Genomic DNA, 17819 nt, shown 5'->3' with positions numbered 1-17819 from the left:
TATGAAAAACCCCCATGTCGATGGATAAAGAGGACATGAGGGCAGATTTTATTTTTTCGTAACTAGCTTCAGTGGGACCGGAATATTCTTTTCAACTTTCTTCCCTTGCAAAATATCACCAGCTGCGTTTACCGCAAGTTTGCCGATTAGTTCTGGTTGTTGGGCAACGGTTGCATTTAATTTCATTTCTTAAGACATCCTTCCACTTCAGCTCTTGAAGGCATTCCACCTTGCGCACCAAATTTCGTAACCGAAAGCGAAGCGGCTCGATTAGCAAACCGAACACTTTCTTCAATCGATTGTCCTTCAGCCAATGCAACAGCAAAAGCTGCATTAAATGTATCCCCTGCCCCGGTTGTATCAACGGTTTCAACTTCAAACGTCGGAATGAGCACCACTTTTTCACCGTTATGATAGCGAACACCTCGGATGCCTTCAGTTATGAATAATTTATTAGGATATTTTTTTAAAACATCCCCAATCTTTAAACCCTTAAATAGTATGGATGCTTCATGCTCATTCGGAGTTAAATAAGCCACTTTTTCGATTACAGATTGACTTATCACCCTTGCCGGTGCCGGATTTAACAAAAGTGGAACATCCAACTCTTTACACATATCAGCAACAAATTCTACTGTTTCTTCGGGAATTTCTTGTTGAATTAACACAATTTCCGCACTTTCAATAATATTTCTGGCTTGATTGACATACTCAGGAGTTACATAATTATTCGCCCCTTTAACAACAATAATGCTGTTATCACCTTCAGCAAGTGTTATATGTGCTGTACCACTCTCAACACCCGTAACCGGTTCCACACAATCGATAATTACTTCATTTTCTTTAAAATTATCAAGTATTACTTTCCCGAAGTTATCATCACCTACACAGCCAATCATATAAACTTGAGCTCCTAAACGACTTGCTGCAACTGCCTGATTCGCCCCTTTTCCACCTGGAACCGTTTTAAATGATTCCCCAATAATCGTTTCACCAGCTTTCGGTCGTCTCTCCGCTGAAACGACCAAATCGATTGATGAACTACCAATAACGACAATTTTAGACATCTTGATCAACCTTTCTCGTTGTACTTCTTTCGATAAACGTAACTGGTAATTGAATATTTTGTTCTTCATCTTTTTTGTTCTTTATCTGTTTAATCAATAGTTTTGCTGCTTCTTTCCCCATTTCATAGGCGGGTTGTCTAATCGTTGATAACGGAGGGAATAACAATGCACTATGCGGAATATCATCAAAACCGATAATTTGTATGTCTTCAGGTATCGATCTTCCTGAACGTAATGATTCATGTAAAACCGCAGTTGCCACAATGTCATTACTAGCAATAACCCCATCGGTATCTCCATATTTTTCAAACATCTCTTTCGCCCACTTTTCGGCGTCATTAAAAGAAAAGGAAGACGTTGACATTACATAAAAGTTCACATCAGAAGAACTTAGCACTTCAAGTGCTCCCTGAAAACGATCTCTGGCAGTCTGCAAATGGGACGGACCTTTAATTAATGTTATTCGTTTGCTACCTCTTTTAATCATTTCCCTTGCAGCGATTCGTCCTCCCTCCATACCATCTGCATATACGGACGGAAGGCTCGTAGATGTTCGATCTAGAAAGACAACCGGAATCGACAAATCATCATATGTCGATTTACTTAAGTTATTTGTCATAGATATTAGACCAATAACATTATTCTGTTGAAATGTTTGGATATAATCTTTTTCTTTTTCGGTATCTTCATCCGTATTTCCAAATATTAGACGAAAATCGTGCAATCTCATTTCATCCTCTACACCACGAGCTAATAACGGAAAAAAAGGATTTGTAATATCAGGTAATAAAAGTCCGATAAGTTTTGATTTTCGTTTAAATAATGAACGTGCTACCTCATTCGGACTGTAATTTAATTTTTCAATCGCTGCATTAACAGCCTTTCTTGTATCCTCACGCACGTAACCGGTTTCATTTAACACTCTAGAAACCGTAGCAACTGATACACCAGCTGCTTTCGCAACTTCACGAATTGTTGCCAGTTCGCTTCACCCCTTTTTATGTAACCGTTTCCACGTACAGAATATCACACTCAAATTTAAATAACAAGGAATTTTTTTCAATTCATACGAACAATTGCTTCAATGAATGTCAGTTAAACTTTTTCTAATAAAACAAAAAACCTACTTTTCAAAAAAGTAGGTTCAACATTCGTTTATTTTCTCTTAGAATATGTTTCAGCAATCTTTATAACTTCGTGAATTTTTTCTGGGTCAATATCTTGATAAAAACTATCTTGAAAACGAACTCCAGTGCCAAAATGAATTTCCGAAACGTGAACATCATCTAAAAGTTGAGTAATATTACTTGGTTTCAACCCTGAACCAGCCAAAATTTCCACTCTATTTGATTTTTCAACTAATTGTTGGAGTTGATTAGTGGCTTCGATCGCTTTAGCTTTCCCACCAGATGTTAATATCCTAGATATTTCCTCGTGTTGATCAATAATACTTAATGCTTCAAATTGATCGTGAACTTCATCAAAAGCTCGATGAAAAGTAATATCTAATCCCTTTGATGCGGAAATTAAATAGTTTAAGGCATGCTCGTCAACATGCTTATCTTCCGTAATAGCTCCAAAAACGACTCCCGCTGCACCCAAGTCTCTACAAATTTTAATATCTTGTGCCATCATTTTCAGTTCATCCTCGGTATAACAAAAGCTTCGGCTATGCGGTCGAATCATAACATTAACGGGAATTGTAACGGACTGACATACACTTTCAATTAACCCATAACTAGGTGTAAGTCCACCTTCTAATACCCCTGTAATTAATTCAATTCGATGAGCTCCTGCTTGTTCAGCAATTATTGAATCATGCTTCGAATCCGTAATTACTTCGATGATCATTTTATAACCTCCTCGGTGTAAGAACTGTCTTCAATTATTTATAAATCTGTTGTTTGTTATGTTTATTGCGTTTTGCTAACTTTACTATTGTAAACATAAAAATAATTATAGTAAACCGTACAAAGACTGTGCTTACCAACGATTGAAAGAGCAAATAACGATAATTTGGTAATTTATATAACAACTTAAATTGGGGATAAATCATAGCAGAATACATTTGATTCACTCGTATAATTTGTATATACTGAAGATAACAGAAAATAATAAAAAGGAACATTGGTTGCACCCAATGTTCCTAACACAGTAAACTGCAAGAAGTGCAGTGGCCCTAGATGGATAACCCACCCCTTGACTCACGGCCTTGAGCAGGGTGGGTTATTTCCGTTTAATAAGAGAAATAACAACTGCAATCACTGCAACGATTAATGATCCGAAAGTGATCATAAGTGAAATGGCTTCGTATACTGTGATCATCAGCAATCACCTCCTTCACGAGGAAGTGACCACTGCCCACCCTGCAAACTATGTCTTCTTTATTATAGCACATACGTTCGTATTTTATATCATTTTTTGATAAATCCTACAATTTTACTAGGAGCCAAAAAGAAAACTGCTTTAATTTAAAAACTCGGTTTCTTAACGTATGTGAATTCGATTTTATATTATTTTTTTGAAATGTTCTTTTTCTTTTTTTGTTTCTAAATAAATTAAGAACCAGATAAAATCTGTCAATCCGTATTTACAAAAAGTATTCATATTTAACAATTTCTATTGTAAAATCTTCATGATGAGTTCAATCGAATGTGGATTATTTAAAGACGATGATGGAATATCTTGAAGCATTAATCCGGTAATAACAGAAAAAAAGAGGTATAAAAGCTCATCAGGATCTCCTTCACAAAATTGACCTATTTGTTGTCCTTTAACGAAAAGAGGGATCAACTCATCGATAATATTTTTGGTAGAATATTTTTTCAAAAGGATCGTAACGTCATTTGGGACATTCGGTGAAATGTTTGCCTGTTGGAGAATGAGAAAATAATTTTTATGATTTTCCTCGAGCATTCTTCTAGTTAACACCCTCATTTGATCGATTGGCGTACTTGAATATGAATGTATATTCTTGATTGTGGTGTGCGCTTCTTCGACTGCTTCCTGAACAAGTTCAGTAAAAAGGACGTCCTTTGATTGAAAATAGCGATAAGTTAAGCCTTGACTAATACCCGCTTCTGCAGCAATCATACTCATTTTTGTTCCAGTCAGCCCATGATGTGCAAATACTTTCAATGCCGCTTTCTTTATTTTAGATTTTCTTTCTTCATGAGCAGGATCTATTTTTTGACCATCTACTAATGACAACCGTATTCACTCTCCAATATAATTAATCTAACTAATCAGTTTAAGAGAATGTTGCACTTGATCCTCGCTTATTTTCCACAATTTCTTAGCAGAATCAATATTTTGAGCTTGAACAGATGGTGTCGCCACTTCCATATCCGCATAATAAAGACCACTATGATCGGTTACCTCATCTGAGTCGGCGAGCCATACTAATGTTTCAGCACCTTTTTCAGGCGTTCGTGAAAAGATCTTCATCACAGCCATCGTACTGCGAGCTAACCATCCATTATTTTGATTAAAATTGGTGGCTACTAATCCGGGATCGAAGCAATAAGAAGAGACGTTGGTCCCCTTAAGTTTTTTGGCTAATTCTAAAGTAAATAAAATATTTGCAAGTTTTGTCTCTGCATAACGCAAAGTTGGACCGCCGAAGAATTTTTTTGGAGATTTATAAAGTTTCTCTGCACTTAAATCATCGAAATTAATGCCTGTTTTAGCCATCTTATGACCATGTGAAGCGGTTGTAATAATACGTGCATGCTCATTTTCTTTCATTCTCTCGATTAATAAAGAAGTAAGTAAAAAAGGAGCTAAATAGTTTACCGCCCAAGTCATTTCAATTCCATCCTCAGTAAGCTGACGTTTTTCAAATAATGCTCCAGCATTGTTAATTAAAATATCTATTTTAGGACATTTCGTTAGAATTTCCGCTGCTGCTTTTCGTATTGATTGCTGAGAAGCCATATCTGCAAGAAATACATCAATGTTTTTCTTGTGACCTAATGATTGTTTTAATTCGTTCGCTACCTTATTTGCTTTGCCTTGATTTCGCGCAATGATTCCTATATTTGCACCACGAGAAGCTAACTCCTTAACAGCCGCCAAACCAATCCCACTCGTAGCTCCAGTAATTAAAACATATTTATCTTTTACAGACCAAGTTGAATTATCCAATATCATTTGCCCCTTCCTAAATGGACCCGTGAATGAATGGTTCATTTACTTTTTATTTTACTTTGAAAATACCGAAGGGTTTACATATACTTATCATCTTTTTCTTCTCTTTTTTAACAATATTAGTGGAAATCTGACCTCATTAGCTAAGTCAATAAATATTAGTTTAGTTTGTAAGAATTAGTTTTCAACAAGTGCTACACTTAACATACTCCATATTCACCTCATTTAAAAAAATATTTATTTTTTTGCAACCCAATGATCCAAAACACTATCTAATAGGTGAAAGGAGGATGAAGGATGGATGAAATAAAGCGAATTAAAAAGGCGCGTAAAGGTGACAGTAAAGCTTTTGAAGAGCTTATTGGCAAATATGAAGAGCAATTATATCGTACCGCCTACATCTACGTACATAACAAAGAGGATGCACTTGATGTTGTTCAAGAAACCGTTTATAAAGCTTACTTGTCATTAGATAAATTAAAAGAACCGAGCTATTTTAAAACATGGTTAATGCGCATTTTGATCAATAATGCCTATGAATTATTACGTACGAGACAAAAAGTAGTAAAAATCAACGAAGAAAGCAAATTTGCCGCTGAATCCATAACTAAGCCGATACAGTCTGAGCAAAATATCGATTTACAAGTAGCAATTCAACAATTAGAGGTAAATTATCAAAAGGTGATTCTCCTCTATTATTACCACGACCTCCCTATACGGCAAATTGCTTGGCATATGGAGGTACCCGAGGGAACTGTGAAATCGTATTTACACCGTGCCAGGAAATCATTAAAGAAATTATTAGAAGGAAGTGATGATTCATGGATAAACAGTGGATTAATGACGAAATGAAGAAGATTGATGTGCCACATAATGAAGTTCGATCGGTAATCAAGAGTGGAATATTAAAAGCTCAAAGAGAAAAAACCACTAAACCGAAAATGAAACAATTCGTAATTCCATTGATTGCTTCTTCTTTAATAGTTGGTTTTTTCGGTTCAGGATTTGTTTTTCCACAAATGGGACGTGTTCTGGCAGATGTACCAATCATGGGGAAAATTTATTCTTCCTTTCATGATTCAGTTGGTGAAAATCTAACAACTAGTAAACTGGTAACCCAATTAAATCAACAAGCGGTCAGCAATGGTCTAGGTGTAACCGTCAACGGCGTGTATTATGATGGTGGGAGAATTAGTGTAACTTTTAAGGTCGATCACTTTCGACCAAAATCAAATGATTTTTGGTATGATGTAAAAATTGCGGACGGCAGTTATAAGTGGGATCTGGGAGCTCAGTACGGTGGAAAAGTTACATCAGATGGGTGTGTTGGTCAGATCCTTATTGATTATCCAGACAAAGATCTTCCGCAACATATGACGTTGCCGCTCACTTTTACATCCTTTAATGAGGTAAAAGGAAAATGGAGATTTGATATTCCAATTCAACAATTGGCTAACAAAAAGGTGAATATTGGGGAGTCTATACAAAGTATTGATAATGAACAAAAAATAAATTTCGAAACAATTACGATCGGAAAAGGATCGGCAGTTTTAGACTATAAAGCCATCTATTCACTTTCCGGCAAAGACGACATGGCGCGGATTGATAAAGTTATAGATGATAAAGGCAATGAAATCCCAGTATTAAGTTCAGGGATCGAATTCGGCAGAAAAAAAGTTAATAACAGGATTGAATCCGAGGAACGCTCGACTATTGGTAAAATAACTGAAAACACAAAGTTTCTAAAAATTTATCCTTATATTAGATTTTCTGAATCTTATACTACCCACCCGCTAAATGAAAACGGGTTTGAAATGAAAAGTAATCGTGGTAATGCAACATTGAAGGTTCATCGAATTCAACAAAATAAAAGAAAATTAACTATGCAATACTCACTAGATCATATAGATACAAAAAAATTAAGTTATGATTTAGAAAATTTCGGTGAAAATATGAAGCTTATTGATTCTTCAGAAATTGGCAAGGATCGACCGGCAATGGGACACTTTGTTAAAGGAAGTACAATCAAAGTGTTGGACAGTGATAATCTACAATTCCAAGCAACATTTAAATTGGATGGAAAATATGGGATAGATAATTTCAACATGGAAAACTATTCATTAGCAGTGCCATTTTCTATGTTATTACCTGAAAAAAGATTACCGCCAATAACAGTGAAATTAAAATAGATAAGCATAATACAAAGATTTAGGAACATAGGCAATCTCCTATGTTCCTTTAATATGTTACACAGTTAATTCTCGAGATTGGTTCACCTCTTGATTCTTTTCCTTAATCATCATCCCACCAACTAGCCCAAAAAGTGAAAAGACAACTGGAATAATAAAGCCATAGTGATATCCTATAGAACCCGCGTGAAAATAATCTAATACTTTTCCAAAAATACTCGGTAATAGGACAGCACTTAAAAATCCTCCGGTATTTGCAAATCCTGAAACGACACCAACCTCCTTGATTGGAAATGATTGGCGAACGACTGCAAAAGTTAAAGCACTTGCACCATTACCATATCCTATGATTAAAAAAAGGATGATAACCAGGTAGTATGGTGGCTTACCTCCACATAAGAAAAAAGTAACCCAACTGCACAACGTAAAAATATGAACGACTAAATATGGTCGCTTTATCATATTCAAACGATTCGTAACCCAGCCTGTTAAAGGGGCACCAATAATCGCACCGATTAATCCAATCATAATTAATTGACTTGCTCCTGACCGTGTCATTCCATACATGTTCATCCCAAATGGAACTGCCCAAGATCCAATAAAACCTACATACGTTCCGACAACACCAAAATGGCATAAAAAAGTTGCCCATGCTTGACGACTGGAAAACAGTCGTCTTAGAATAACAATCGTTTTATCACCTTTTTTACTGGAATGATCAATAGAACGATTCACGTTTTTCGGTGTAATATTCATTTGTATCGGTTTTTTTACTAGAACAATATAAAGAAGAATCCCAAAAATACATAAAAGGCATCCTATGATAAGAAATGGGGCTCTCCAGCCGATGAGATCGATAGAAGCGGAAAATGGAACAGTTGCCATTAAAAATCCTAAGCTCCCACTCATTCCCGCAAATCCTAGTAATTGTACGAATTCATTTGCTTTAAACCATTGACTTAAAATAAGTACTAAATTAACCCAAATCGCTGCATCACCTATACCAACTAACAATCTTGCAAAAAGTAAAAACCCCTCGTTTGGTGCGATACTATATATTAAGGTACCTATACCATTAAGAAGTGTTCCGAAAATAAGAAAATAATTAGGGCCAAAACGATCGGACAAAATTCCAATCGGTATTTGTAGACCTGAGTAAGCTAAAAACTGAATACTCGTTAATAATCCTATAACTGCAGCTGAAACATGAAACTCCTTCATTAATTGCTCTGAAATTAAACCAGGAGCGGTACGTTGACTCACTATAAGAAAATAGGAGAACAATACTACACCAAAAACGACCCATCTATAACTGCTCTGTTTCTTCAATGACCTCTTCCCCTATTTACATTTTTTTATCATTATACTCCTATTTTTAAAGGAAAGAAGAAGAAAATTTTATGGAGGCGTTTACATTATAAAAAGGAAAGAGATTCTCTAGTAATCCATACAGATACAAGGAAAAATACGTAAAACAGCCCTTCCTAGCCAAGAAGCGCTGTTTTACATAAAATTTCTACTATGCTTTTAGGGCATTCAAACCAATGTTAGCTATTTTAGTATTCAGCATTATTCAAAATAAAGTCAATCGCCCATTCACCATTTTGATTAAAAATCCCATCAGTCTTAAATGTTACATGAGGTTTTTCCGGTCTGTATTGATGAAGTTGGGCTTCTATCGTCCCTTTATATTCGTTTTTACCTACTTTTTTAAAAGTATCGGAAGTTTCACGAACTAACGTGTGTGCCACCCATATATGCGGACTTGCCATTAGGCTCTTGGCGTTTGGATTTACTTGAATATCCGATTTTGAATGTATCGTATAATACAGCCTAATGTTTTGACCGTGGTTTACGATGGAATATCCATTGATTGTCAGCTTAATTCCGTTAACTTCTGCCGAACCTAAGCCTTGATTTGACATGGATTCGGCACTAGTCAAGGTTGGAGAAGCAAAGCCAATGAGCAAGCAAATTAATAAGGCGACACCACCACTGAATCGCATGGTATTTTTCGATAGGTTCCTCATTTTACACCATCCTTATTTATCGTTTATAGGTTTCACCACTGAAAATAAAACTATATGAGCCCGAATGAAGAAATCGGGCTCGGATTGCTTCAGAAATTGACCGCTTTTATGAAGAAATTCACTTTCTCCGAAACATTATTTCTTTTTCGATAACCATTCTGCTAGTGCTTCTGCTTCGGCACCTTTAGCCAGTCCTGCTGGCATGCGATCGCCGCCGTTTAAGATTTGATTCAATATTTCTTCTTTTGACATTGTTTTACCTACATGTTGAAGGTTTGGAGCTGTTGCGCCTTGAAGATTATCTCCATGACAGGATATACAACTTTTTTTGTAAACCTCTTCTGGTTTGACAACTACGTCGGCTTGCCCTTGTAATTTTGCATTCTTATTAGTGGTCGCAATTTTTTCCTTACCGCCAAGTCCATAAACGACAACTCTCGTTCCGCCCGTAATCACCGCAACATATTGCTTGCCGTCAACCATATAAATGGAAGGCGCCATTTTAATTGCTTTTCCGCCACTTTTCATGCTCCATAATACTTTACCTTTTTTAATATCGAGAGCATTCACTGCTCCGTCCATTTCCCCGTAAAAAGCGAGACCGGTAGCGGTACTTGTGAATCCGCCATACATCGGATCGTCAGTATTGATTTGATATACTTTTTTCCCGGTATTAACGTCTATAGCAGTAATGTTACCGGATGGAATAATATTTTTTGGTAAAGGGAGTATCTTCGTTCCAGGAAAGGTATTGTTATCTTTGGCAATCTCTTTCCGATCTTTCGCTGATAACATTACATTCGGGCTATTAATACCCGGAATAAGCACATAGTTGGTTTCAGGATCATAAGTCTCAGGAGCGTAACTCTCTCCACCTGGTGTACCCGGCCATTGAAGTTGAACTTTATTCGGGTCACTTGATGGTTTCGAATGTTTAATTTTCACAAACGGTACACCATCGTAAATGGTTTTTCCAGTTTTGGCATCCCATGCATACCATTTTCCATTCTTGCCGCCTTCAACCACAATCTTTTGTTTTTTCCCGCCGACCTTGGCATTGAGAACCATCGGTGTCGCGGCAGCATCGTAGTCCCATACATCGTGATCAACTTGGGAGGATGCCCACTTAAATTTTCCTGTTTTACTATCCAAAGCGACAATGGAATCCGTATATGGATTTTTCCCTTTTCTGTCTTCATCGTAAAAGTCAGGAGCTGGATTTCCTACAGCAAAATACATCATATCTGTATCCGGATCGAATGACATCGGTGTCCATACGGAACCTCCACCAGTATATTTACCTTTCACCCATCCCTTTCCTCTTTCTGGAATGGTCCAAAACGGTTCCTTCCATAGCGGTTCAAGGGTATCTGCTTTAAACGCCCAAACGAAGCCTCGTGTACCATTATCACCGCCGCTGCTTCCAACGTAAACGTTGCCATCATAATACATTGGGGCTGAGGATTCGTAGTATCTATTCTCTAACTTAATGGTAGGTTCATAATCCCAAAAGTTGACCATTTTCTTCAGTTTACCTGTTTTCGCATCAAGTTTGGCCAGCCGATTGTCTATCATTAAGACATATACATTTCCTTCGGCTACAGCGACACCTCTACTTGCGACATTGGATTGCCATGGCAAGCTATTAATATGATCAAGTACCTCCTTAGGAGGTGTCCATGCCCATAGTTTCTTTCCGCTTTTGGCATCGATTGCAAACACATGATTTTTGGCACTAGTCACATACATGACCCCGTTTTGTACGATAGGAAAATCCTCTTGTAAATTCGGAACATCCTTATTCCATTCTAAAATATCCTGTTGCCAAACAATCCCCATTTTTTTTACATTATCTTTTGTAATCTCTTTATAGGGCACATGACGAGTATGTTGAAGGTCATAACCCCAATTAGGGAATCCGGTATCCTTAACTTGATTTGCCTGATTGTTATCGGATTTATTGGTCCCGTTATTATTCGATTGACAGCCGACAAGAACCATTCCGGCCAACAAAACAGAACCTGCTGCCTTTAAATAACGTTTCACGAAAATACCTCCTCATGCTGTGAAATCTTAAAATAGAGTGAATAACTAATGATGAAATATTTCAGTTTGTTCCCTCCTCGTAAAAACAATCTTATTTTGATAAGAACAAAGATATATTGTCCTGAAAATACCTAAATTATACAATCTGTGAAAAATCGACCTCTTCAGCAAAAAAAGTAATCGTATTATCTTGTTTATTACCAGATAATCACCACTGTGGAACCTCCAATATCCAGTACTTTTCATACTTCGACGGATAGTCGTGTCTGTTTTTTTCTTGTACAACAAAAAAAGTGACATGTGAACGTTCACATATCACTTTTTTGTATGAGATTGATAAATGTCTTATTTAATGTTTGTTTAATCCACACGGATGGTTTCACCTAATTTCAATAAAAACAATGAGGATTTGTCTAATTTTTTTCTTTCCCATTCAATCAATAATCGATCGAGAGCTTCTTTCGGTGTATCATCAGCCAATCGAAATGCACCGTAATGCATTGGGATAAAGTAGCGCCCCTTTACATCTATAAATGCTTTCACCGCCTCTTCCGGATTAATATGTTGGGACGACATAAACCATTCAGGCTCGTAGGCACCAATCGGGATTAATGCATAGTCGATTTTGTACTTTCTACCAATTTCTTTAAATCCGTCAAAATAACCGCTATCACCCGCAAAATAGATTGTTTTCTCACTTGCTTCAATAATCCATCCACCCCAATGGGATGTATTTGTATCAGTTAATGACCTTTTCGTCCAATGTTGCGCGGGAACAAAGGTAAACTTTACATCATCTATGAAAGTACTATCCCACCAACTAAATTCCTTTACATTTTGGAACCTTTTTCTTTTTAATAGAGGTTTTAGCCCAATTGGAACGAAATACATTGTGCTTCCTTTTAACTTTTTTAATGAAGGGATGTCAAGATGATCATAATGACTATGGGAAATTAAGACAACATCAATTTCCGGCATTTCATCGGGTTGTATGCCGGGATTCGTTAAACGTATGTCCAGCCCCATCCGATTTGCCCATACGATATCTGTTACAATATTCAATCCATTCATTTGAATAAGAAAGGATGAATGTCCGATCCAAGTAATGGTTGCTTCATGTCTATTCGACTGTAAGTAGTCAATCTTTTTATCGGAAGCTTGAGGAACGATATAGGATAAATCTTTCTTTTTCATTCGACGTTCTCGCTGCCATTTGAGCAAATCATTGAATGAATTAACATTCCTATTTCCGTTTAAATTTGTATATCTTTCTCTTCCCATTAGGATGCCTCCCGTGATTCCTTTTACCTTGTTTTTCCCACAATTTTTATACAGTTTTCGAAAAAAAGCAACTAATAAATAGTCTTCTTTGCGTAAAAAACACTTAAATGATAAACTATTCATAATATTTCAATTAGAGGAGTGGTAGATTTAAAGTAAATTCAATTTTTCTATTAAGTAATGATAAAAACGATATGATAAGATAATCATTGGAAAACATCAATAGAAAAAGTAACAGAGGTCTTGTCATGAAAAATATTTTACTCGTATATGCAAGTATGACCGGTAATACCGAGGTCATTGCGGAAATAATTGAAGAAGCGATAAAAGAAGAAGGAATTGAAATTACCGTACGCGAATCACTTCGTGCGAATCCAAAGGAAATGCTAAAATATGACGGAATTATTCTAGGTTCCTACACATATGAAGGTGGCGTCATTGCTGATGAATTTATGATCTTTTATGAGGAAATGGACGCATATGATTTAACTGGTAAAACCGCCGCGGTATTTGGATCTGGTGATTCTTTTTACGAAAAAACATTTTGTGCAGCGGTAGATTTGATTTCTGAAAAATTAACAGATATTGGTGCAAATGTCGTCTTAGATGGGCTGAAAATTGATTTGATGCCCGAAGACGGAGAAGAAGAGCGTTGCCGTCAATTTGGCAAAGATTTTGCCAAAATAATGCTAGAAACAACAAATAGGTAAAATATTAAACTTTTGGAGGGAAACAAAATGGAACTAACTGTATATCTTGCCGGCCAAATTCATGATGATTGGCGTGAACAACTTATTCAAAAAGCGAAGGAAAAGAAATTGCCACTTCACTTTGTTTCTCCACAAACGAATCACGACAAATCAGATGATATTGGGGAAGAAATTCTTGGTGAACAACCAAATCAATTCTTTAGAGATGATGCCGCATCAAGTATTAATAATCTTCGTACGCAGGTTCTTATGCAAAAATCCGATGTAGTTATTGCTCTCTTCGGTGAAAAATATAAACAATGGAATACAGCAATGGATGCAAGTGCAGCAATAACGATGAATAAACCAACGATTATTGTTCGCCCTGAGTCTTTAATCCACCCTTTAAAAGAACTTTCAAACAAAGCGAATGTAACGGTCGAAACAATCGAGCAAGCATTAGAAGTGTTAGCATACATTTTCGAATAACTGGACAAGGGGTCAAACCCTTATCACATAGTAGGTGAATGATTAGAATGGAAATTTCGGAACGTTTGAAAAATTTACCGGTTCAATTTTTTGCATCACTTGTAGGGAAAGTAACTAAGGCTATTGAGGAAGGTCGGGATATTATTAACTTAGGTCAGGGAAATCCCGACCAACCAACTCCCCTACATATTGTTAAAGCCTTGCAAGCTGCTGCAGAAGACCCTAGGTCACATAGATACTCGCCCTTTCGTGGTCTGAGCGAATTAAAGCAGGCTGCAGCTCTCTTTTATAAAAACCAATACAATGTCAGCATTGATCCGGAAACCGAGGTGGCGATTCTGTTTGGTGCCAAGGCAGGATTAGTCGAATTGCCTATGTGTCTACTAAATGAAGATGAATTAATGCTATTGCCGGACCCAGGATATCCCGATTATCTTTCTGGAACCGTTTTAGCTAATGTTCGGTATGAAACCTTTCCATTAAAGCCCGAAAATCGGTTTCTGCCAGATTACGAGTCGATTCCAAATACACAAAAGACTGCTGCAAAATTAATGTATTTAAATTATCCAAACAACCCTACTGGGGCAACAGCGGATCTCAATTTTTTCAATAAAACGGTTGAATTTGCGAAAGAACATCAAATTACGATCCTTCATGATTTTGCCTACGGGGCTATCGGTTTTGACGGTAAGAAGCCGATCAGCTTCCTCCAAGCGGATGGTGCGAAAGATGTTGGTGTTGAAATGTATACACTATCAAAAACATATAATATGGCTGGATGGCGGGTTGGTTTCGCAGTTGGGAATCCAGTAATTATTGAAGCGCTTAACCTCATACAAGACCATTTATATGTCAGTCTTTTCCCTGCTATTCAAAAAGCAGCTGTTGAAGCCTTAACCGGTGATCAACAATGTGTGAATGAATTGGTTTCTTGCTATGAAAGTCGTCGAAATGCATTGCTTCAAGCCTGTCAGAAAATTGGCTGGGATGTTCAAGCGCCTGCGGGATCGTTTTTCGCCTGGCTTCCTATCCCAACTGGCTTCACAAGTGAAGAGTTTGCTGATTTTATCCTCGAACATGCCGATGTAGCTGTAGCGGCCGGCAAGGGATTTGGAGAATATGGCGAAGGATATATCCGAGTTGGTTTGTTAGTATCGGAAGAACGATTAACTGAAGCGATTGAAAGGATTGGAAAGTTAAATCTATTTATTTAGCCCTTTTTTAAAAAACCTCAAGAGTTTGCATAATTTTAACATCAACACTCCCCTTTTATTAATTAATTCCGCTCTAATCTATGTCATGCAAGCATAGTTAATGGTATAATTCACATAAAAAAGGGGATAATAAAAACATGGACTCACTATTACGTTTTTATAAAATCATCATTGGTTTTGTTGAATTGTTTTTCGGAATACCATTTATCGGAGGAGCTATCATCATCGGTCATGCATGGGCACCGCTTGGAGCGTTAATATTTTTTCATTTTATTGGTTTGGTTTTATCATTTATAGCTGTAAAAGCTAAATCTGCTTCTGTTTTTGGGATAATCGGGAATATTATTGCTTTTATTCCAGTTGTCGGAATGATCATGCATATATTAATTGGATTAGTAAATGTATATCAAGGAATTAAGGACAAATAAAAATAACCATATAAAAGTAAAAAAAGCTAACCAACGTGTTAGCTTTTTTTGTTTGTAGCAATGAAATGGCACTCTAGTTCCATCTAGTAAGGAAATTTAGAGGAATTACGAAACTGTTCATCTGCTTCCAGCTGATTTAAACTTTTCTCAGAACGTTTTGTCCCTTTTTTATAAAATATAAATGAAATGATTAAAAACAAAATGATTGCTCCCCAAAAAATCCATCCGAATAGTGTCATAGCCCCACCCGTTCCACATTAAATTGTTTGATCATTCATTTTATGGGGATACTATTCTTGTTGATTCCATTCATTTGCCAGCATTCCATAGACTATATGATCGACGAAATGATCATACAGCCATTCCGCCTGCCTGATACATCCTTCATTCATAAAGCCGAGTCTTTCGGCTATCCCCCGGCTTTTATTATTTTCTGCGGCTGCCCTAATTTCGACTTTATTTAGCTTCAGCTCTTTAAATGCATAGTCGGTTAATGCTTTAGCCACTCTTGTCATTATCCCTTTTCCCTGAAAATCCTCGCTTAACCAATATCCTATTTGTCCTGTTTTATTGGACCAGTTGAGTTGATTGAAGCCAGCAGTTCCGACAATTTCGCCATCGTAAAGAATGACCGTAGTTAAACTTTTATTTTCACTATAACCTTTTAAGCAGCCAGAAATAAAATTCTTCGTATCTTCGATCATCGTAGTTGAATCTAGCCATGGCAACCATTCACGTAAATAACCTCGAGATTGATTCGTTAGCTCAAATACCTTTGCTGCATCATTTAATTCGATTAATTTTAATGACAACTCATCATCTATTTTATAAATAAACATGTTCTCCCTCTTTTCTAGGATAAGACCTATCTGAAAAAAGTAGTCGTGGATTTTCACTTCATATGTAAAATGATATAATTAAAAATCCACCTGTTATTTTAGAAAAAAGGTCTAAAATTTGTTACTCTTCATCTTCGAACTCTTCTGGTTCATTGTCAATATAGACCGTTTTAGAATTATAATTGAATCGTAGTTTTAATCCCCATGAAGAACTAGTAGTTTCAAAGGAATCATCATTAATCGCAAATTGGATTAAAATGTCATTATCCCAATCTAGCAAAACATATTCGTTGTCATTTGAATATAATTTGCAATTAATATGTGCAACTAGATTCCATCCATCCTTTAACTCATGAAATACTGTTTCCATTGCATTCATTCCTTTACTTTTTGTTTTATATTTTTATCTAATTCAATTATAACAGAAGTCCCAATTCTGCGAGTAAAAATAATATTAGTAATTCGGACTCCATTATTTGAAATCGATACGATAAACTTGTTATTCTTAATATGTAATGAATAAATTTAGGGAGTGATGCTGAATGAATCATGTTACGTTAAACAATGGTGTAAAAATGCCTCAGCTTGGTTTTGGGGTTTGGCAAGTGAAAGATGATGAAGCTACAGCTGCTGTTACGAAAGCGATTGAAGTGGGATACCGTTCTATTGACACCGCAATGATTTATGAAAATGAAAAAGGTGTTGGAAAAGCACTCAAACAAACATCTGTACCTCGAGAAGAACTTTTTATTACAACGAAAGTTTGGAATAGTGATCAAGGTTACGAAAATACGTTGCGTGCATTCGATGAAAGCTTAGAAAGATTAGGACTTGATTATGTTGATTTATATTTAATCCATTGGCCAACTCCTGAATTTGATCAATATGTCGATACATATAAAGCACTAGAAAAGCTTTATCATGATGGTCGTGTGAAAGCAATTGGTGTTTGTAACTTTGAAATTGAGCATTTAGAACGTCTACTAAAAGAATGTGATGTCAAACCTGTCCTTAACCAAGTTGAATGCCATCCTTTCTTATCTCAAAATGAATTGAAAGAGTTTTGTGCAAAGCATGAGATTTTCGTTGAAGCATGGAGTCCACTTCAACAAGGCGGAGAAGTATTAAATCACGAAACAGTACAACAAATTGCCAAAGCACATGGCAAATCACCAGCACAAGTAGTTTTACGCTGGCACTTGCAAAACAATACAATTGTCATTCCAAAATCAGTTACACCATCTAGAATCGAAGAAAACTTTAACGTATTTGACTTCGAACTTAATACCGATGAAATGGAATCAATTAACAAACTAAACAAAAACGAACGTAAAGGTCCACATCCAAACGAGATGAACAACCGATAATTACGAAACGAGTGGGACAGATCAACTGTCC

At 36.4% G+C, this 17819-nt stretch carries 20 protein-coding genes and 1 pseudogene; 7 read left to right on the top strand and 14 right to left on the bottom strand.

The annotated features are described in order from the left end of the window. Nucleotides 1-48: 48 nt before the first annotated feature. The 7 genes and pseudogenes from MKY81_RS15030 to MKY81_RS15000 all read right to left on the bottom strand — a co-directional run. Nucleotides 49-183, bottom strand: a pseudogene (locus MKY81_RS15030) (D-ribose ABC transporter substrate-binding protein); the annotation flags it as partial. Continuing rightward, nucleotides 183-1067 carry a ribokinase gene (rbsK, locus tag MKY81_RS15025; protein ID WP_341118193.1) on the bottom strand — a complete coding sequence of 295 codons (885 nt, stop codon included), beginning with the start codon at nucleotides 1065-1067 and terminating at the stop codon, nucleotides 183-185. The gene rbsK and the pseudogene MKY81_RS15030, both read right to left, overlap by 1 nt. After that, entirely contained in the window at nucleotides 1060-2049 is a 990-nt protein-coding gene (locus MKY81_RS15020) for a LacI family DNA-binding transcriptional regulator (RefSeq protein WP_108071650.1), read from the bottom strand. The genes rbsK and MKY81_RS15020 overlap by 8 nt, the downstream gene beginning before the upstream one ends. Before the next feature lie 173 nt (nucleotides 2050-2222). Then, entirely contained in the window at nucleotides 2223-2918 is a 696-nt protein-coding gene (locus MKY81_RS15015; RefSeq protein WP_108071652.1) for a copper homeostasis protein CutC, read from the bottom strand. 375 nt (nucleotides 2919-3293) lie between these two features. After that, complete coding sequence (locus MKY81_RS15010; RefSeq protein WP_084347531.1) at nucleotides 3294-3392, bottom strand: putative holin-like toxin; 99 nt, start codon at nucleotides 3390-3392, stop codon at nucleotides 3294-3296. Nucleotides 3393-3686: 294 nt separating this feature from the next. Continuing rightward, entirely contained in the window at nucleotides 3687-4277 is a 591-nt protein-coding gene (locus MKY81_RS15005) for a TetR/AcrR family transcriptional regulator (protein WP_341118191.1), read from the bottom strand. 27 nt (nucleotides 4278-4304) lie between these two features. Then, entirely contained in the window at nucleotides 4305-5219 is a 915-nt protein-coding gene (locus MKY81_RS15000; protein ID WP_066229559.1) for an SDR family oxidoreductase, read from the bottom strand. Nucleotides 5220-5513: 294 nt separating this feature from the next. On the opposite strand from MKY81_RS15000, the gene MKY81_RS14995 reads away from it, so the two are divergent. Beyond that, nucleotides 5514-6068, top strand: a complete 555-nt coding sequence (locus tag MKY81_RS14995; protein WP_108071658.1) for a sigma-70 family RNA polymerase sigma factor — start codon at nucleotides 5514-5516, stop codon at nucleotides 6066-6068. Continuing rightward, a complete protein-coding gene (locus tag MKY81_RS14990) occupies nucleotides 6038-7405 on the top strand; it encodes a DUF4179 domain-containing protein (protein ID WP_108071660.1) in 1368 nt (455 codons plus the stop codon). The genes MKY81_RS14995 and MKY81_RS14990 overlap by 31 nt, the downstream gene beginning before the upstream one ends. 57 nt (nucleotides 7406-7462) lie before the next feature. Here MKY81_RS14990 and MKY81_RS14985 read toward each other — a convergent pair whose 3' ends face one another. The 4 genes from MKY81_RS14985 to MKY81_RS14970 form a co-directional block, all read right to left on the bottom strand. Continuing rightward, nucleotides 7463-8734 carry an MFS transporter gene (locus tag MKY81_RS14985; protein WP_341118187.1) on the bottom strand — a complete coding sequence of 424 codons (1272 nt, stop codon included), beginning with the start codon at nucleotides 8732-8734 and terminating at the stop codon, nucleotides 7463-7465. Between the two features lie 227 nt (nucleotides 8735-8961). Next, the gene (locus tag MKY81_RS14980) at nucleotides 8962-9435 is read right to left on the bottom strand and encodes a hypothetical protein (RefSeq protein WP_066229567.1); all 474 of its coding nucleotides are present in this window, start codon (nucleotides 9433-9435) and stop codon (nucleotides 8962-8964) included. A 135-nt stretch (nucleotides 9436-9570) separates the two neighbouring features. Then, nucleotides 9571-11481, bottom strand: coding sequence for an outer membrane protein assembly factor BamB family protein (locus MKY81_RS14975; protein WP_066229569.1), 1911 nt, complete (start codon nucleotides 11479-11481; stop codon nucleotides 9571-9573). 360 nt (nucleotides 11482-11841) lie between these two features. Beyond that, nucleotides 11842-12762: an MBL fold metallo-hydrolase gene (locus MKY81_RS14970; RefSeq protein WP_108071664.1), complete on the bottom strand. Its 921-nt coding sequence runs from the start codon at nucleotides 12760-12762 to the stop codon at nucleotides 11842-11844. Between the two features lie 248 nt (nucleotides 12763-13010). On the opposite strand from MKY81_RS14970, the gene MKY81_RS14965 reads away from it, so the two are divergent. The 4 genes from MKY81_RS14965 to MKY81_RS14950 all read left to right on the top strand — a co-directional run bounded on the left by MKY81_RS14965 (nucleotide 13011) and on the right by MKY81_RS14950 (nucleotide 15582). Then, nucleotides 13011-13472 (top strand): flavodoxin, encoded by a 462-nt coding sequence (locus MKY81_RS14965; protein WP_108071666.1) that lies wholly within the window; start codon nucleotides 13011-13013, stop codon nucleotides 13470-13472. 27 nt (nucleotides 13473-13499) lie between these two features. After that, entirely contained in the window at nucleotides 13500-13940 is a 441-nt protein-coding gene (locus MKY81_RS14960) for a YtoQ family protein (RefSeq protein ID WP_066229580.1), read from the top strand. Between the two features lie 47 nt (nucleotides 13941-13987). Then, a complete protein-coding gene (locus MKY81_RS14955) occupies nucleotides 13988-15154 on the top strand; it encodes a pyridoxal phosphate-dependent aminotransferase (RefSeq protein WP_327991859.1) in 1167 nt (388 codons plus the stop codon). 137 nt (nucleotides 15155-15291) lie between these two features. After that, a complete protein-coding gene (locus tag MKY81_RS14950) occupies nucleotides 15292-15582 on the top strand; it encodes a hypothetical protein (RefSeq protein ID WP_066229585.1) in 291 nt (96 codons plus the stop codon). Nucleotides 15583-15665: 83 nt separating this feature from the next. Here MKY81_RS14950 and MKY81_RS14945 read toward each other — a convergent pair whose 3' ends face one another. The 3 genes from MKY81_RS14945 to MKY81_RS14935 all read right to left on the bottom strand — a co-directional run bounded on the left by MKY81_RS14945 (nucleotide 15666) and on the right by MKY81_RS14935 (nucleotide 16791). Beyond that, entirely contained in the window at nucleotides 15666-15821 is a 156-nt protein-coding gene (locus MKY81_RS14945; protein ID WP_165797825.1) for a hypothetical protein, read from the bottom strand. A gap of 51 nt (nucleotides 15822-15872) precedes the next feature. After that, entirely contained in the window at nucleotides 15873-16421 is a 549-nt protein-coding gene (locus tag MKY81_RS14940) for a GNAT family N-acetyltransferase (RefSeq protein ID WP_066229588.1), read from the bottom strand. A gap of 121 nt (nucleotides 16422-16542) precedes the next feature. Further along, entirely contained in the window at nucleotides 16543-16791 is a 249-nt protein-coding gene (locus MKY81_RS14935; protein WP_066229591.1) for a hypothetical protein, read from the bottom strand. Between the two features lie 172 nt (nucleotides 16792-16963). On the opposite strand from MKY81_RS14935, the gene MKY81_RS14930 reads away from it, so the two are divergent. Next, the gene (locus MKY81_RS14930; protein WP_066229594.1) at nucleotides 16964-17788 is read left to right on the top strand and encodes an aldo/keto reductase; all 825 of its coding nucleotides are present in this window, start codon (nucleotides 16964-16966) and stop codon (nucleotides 17786-17788) included. Nucleotides 17789-17819: the final 31 nt, after the last annotated feature.

Origin of the sequence: Heyndrickxia sp. FSL W8-0423, assembly GCF_038009395.1 — a bacterium.
GTDB lineage: Bacteria > Bacillota > Bacilli > Bacillales > Bacillaceae_C > Heyndrickxia > Heyndrickxia sporothermodurans.
This window is presented reverse-complemented; position numbering and strand designations above follow the sequence as displayed.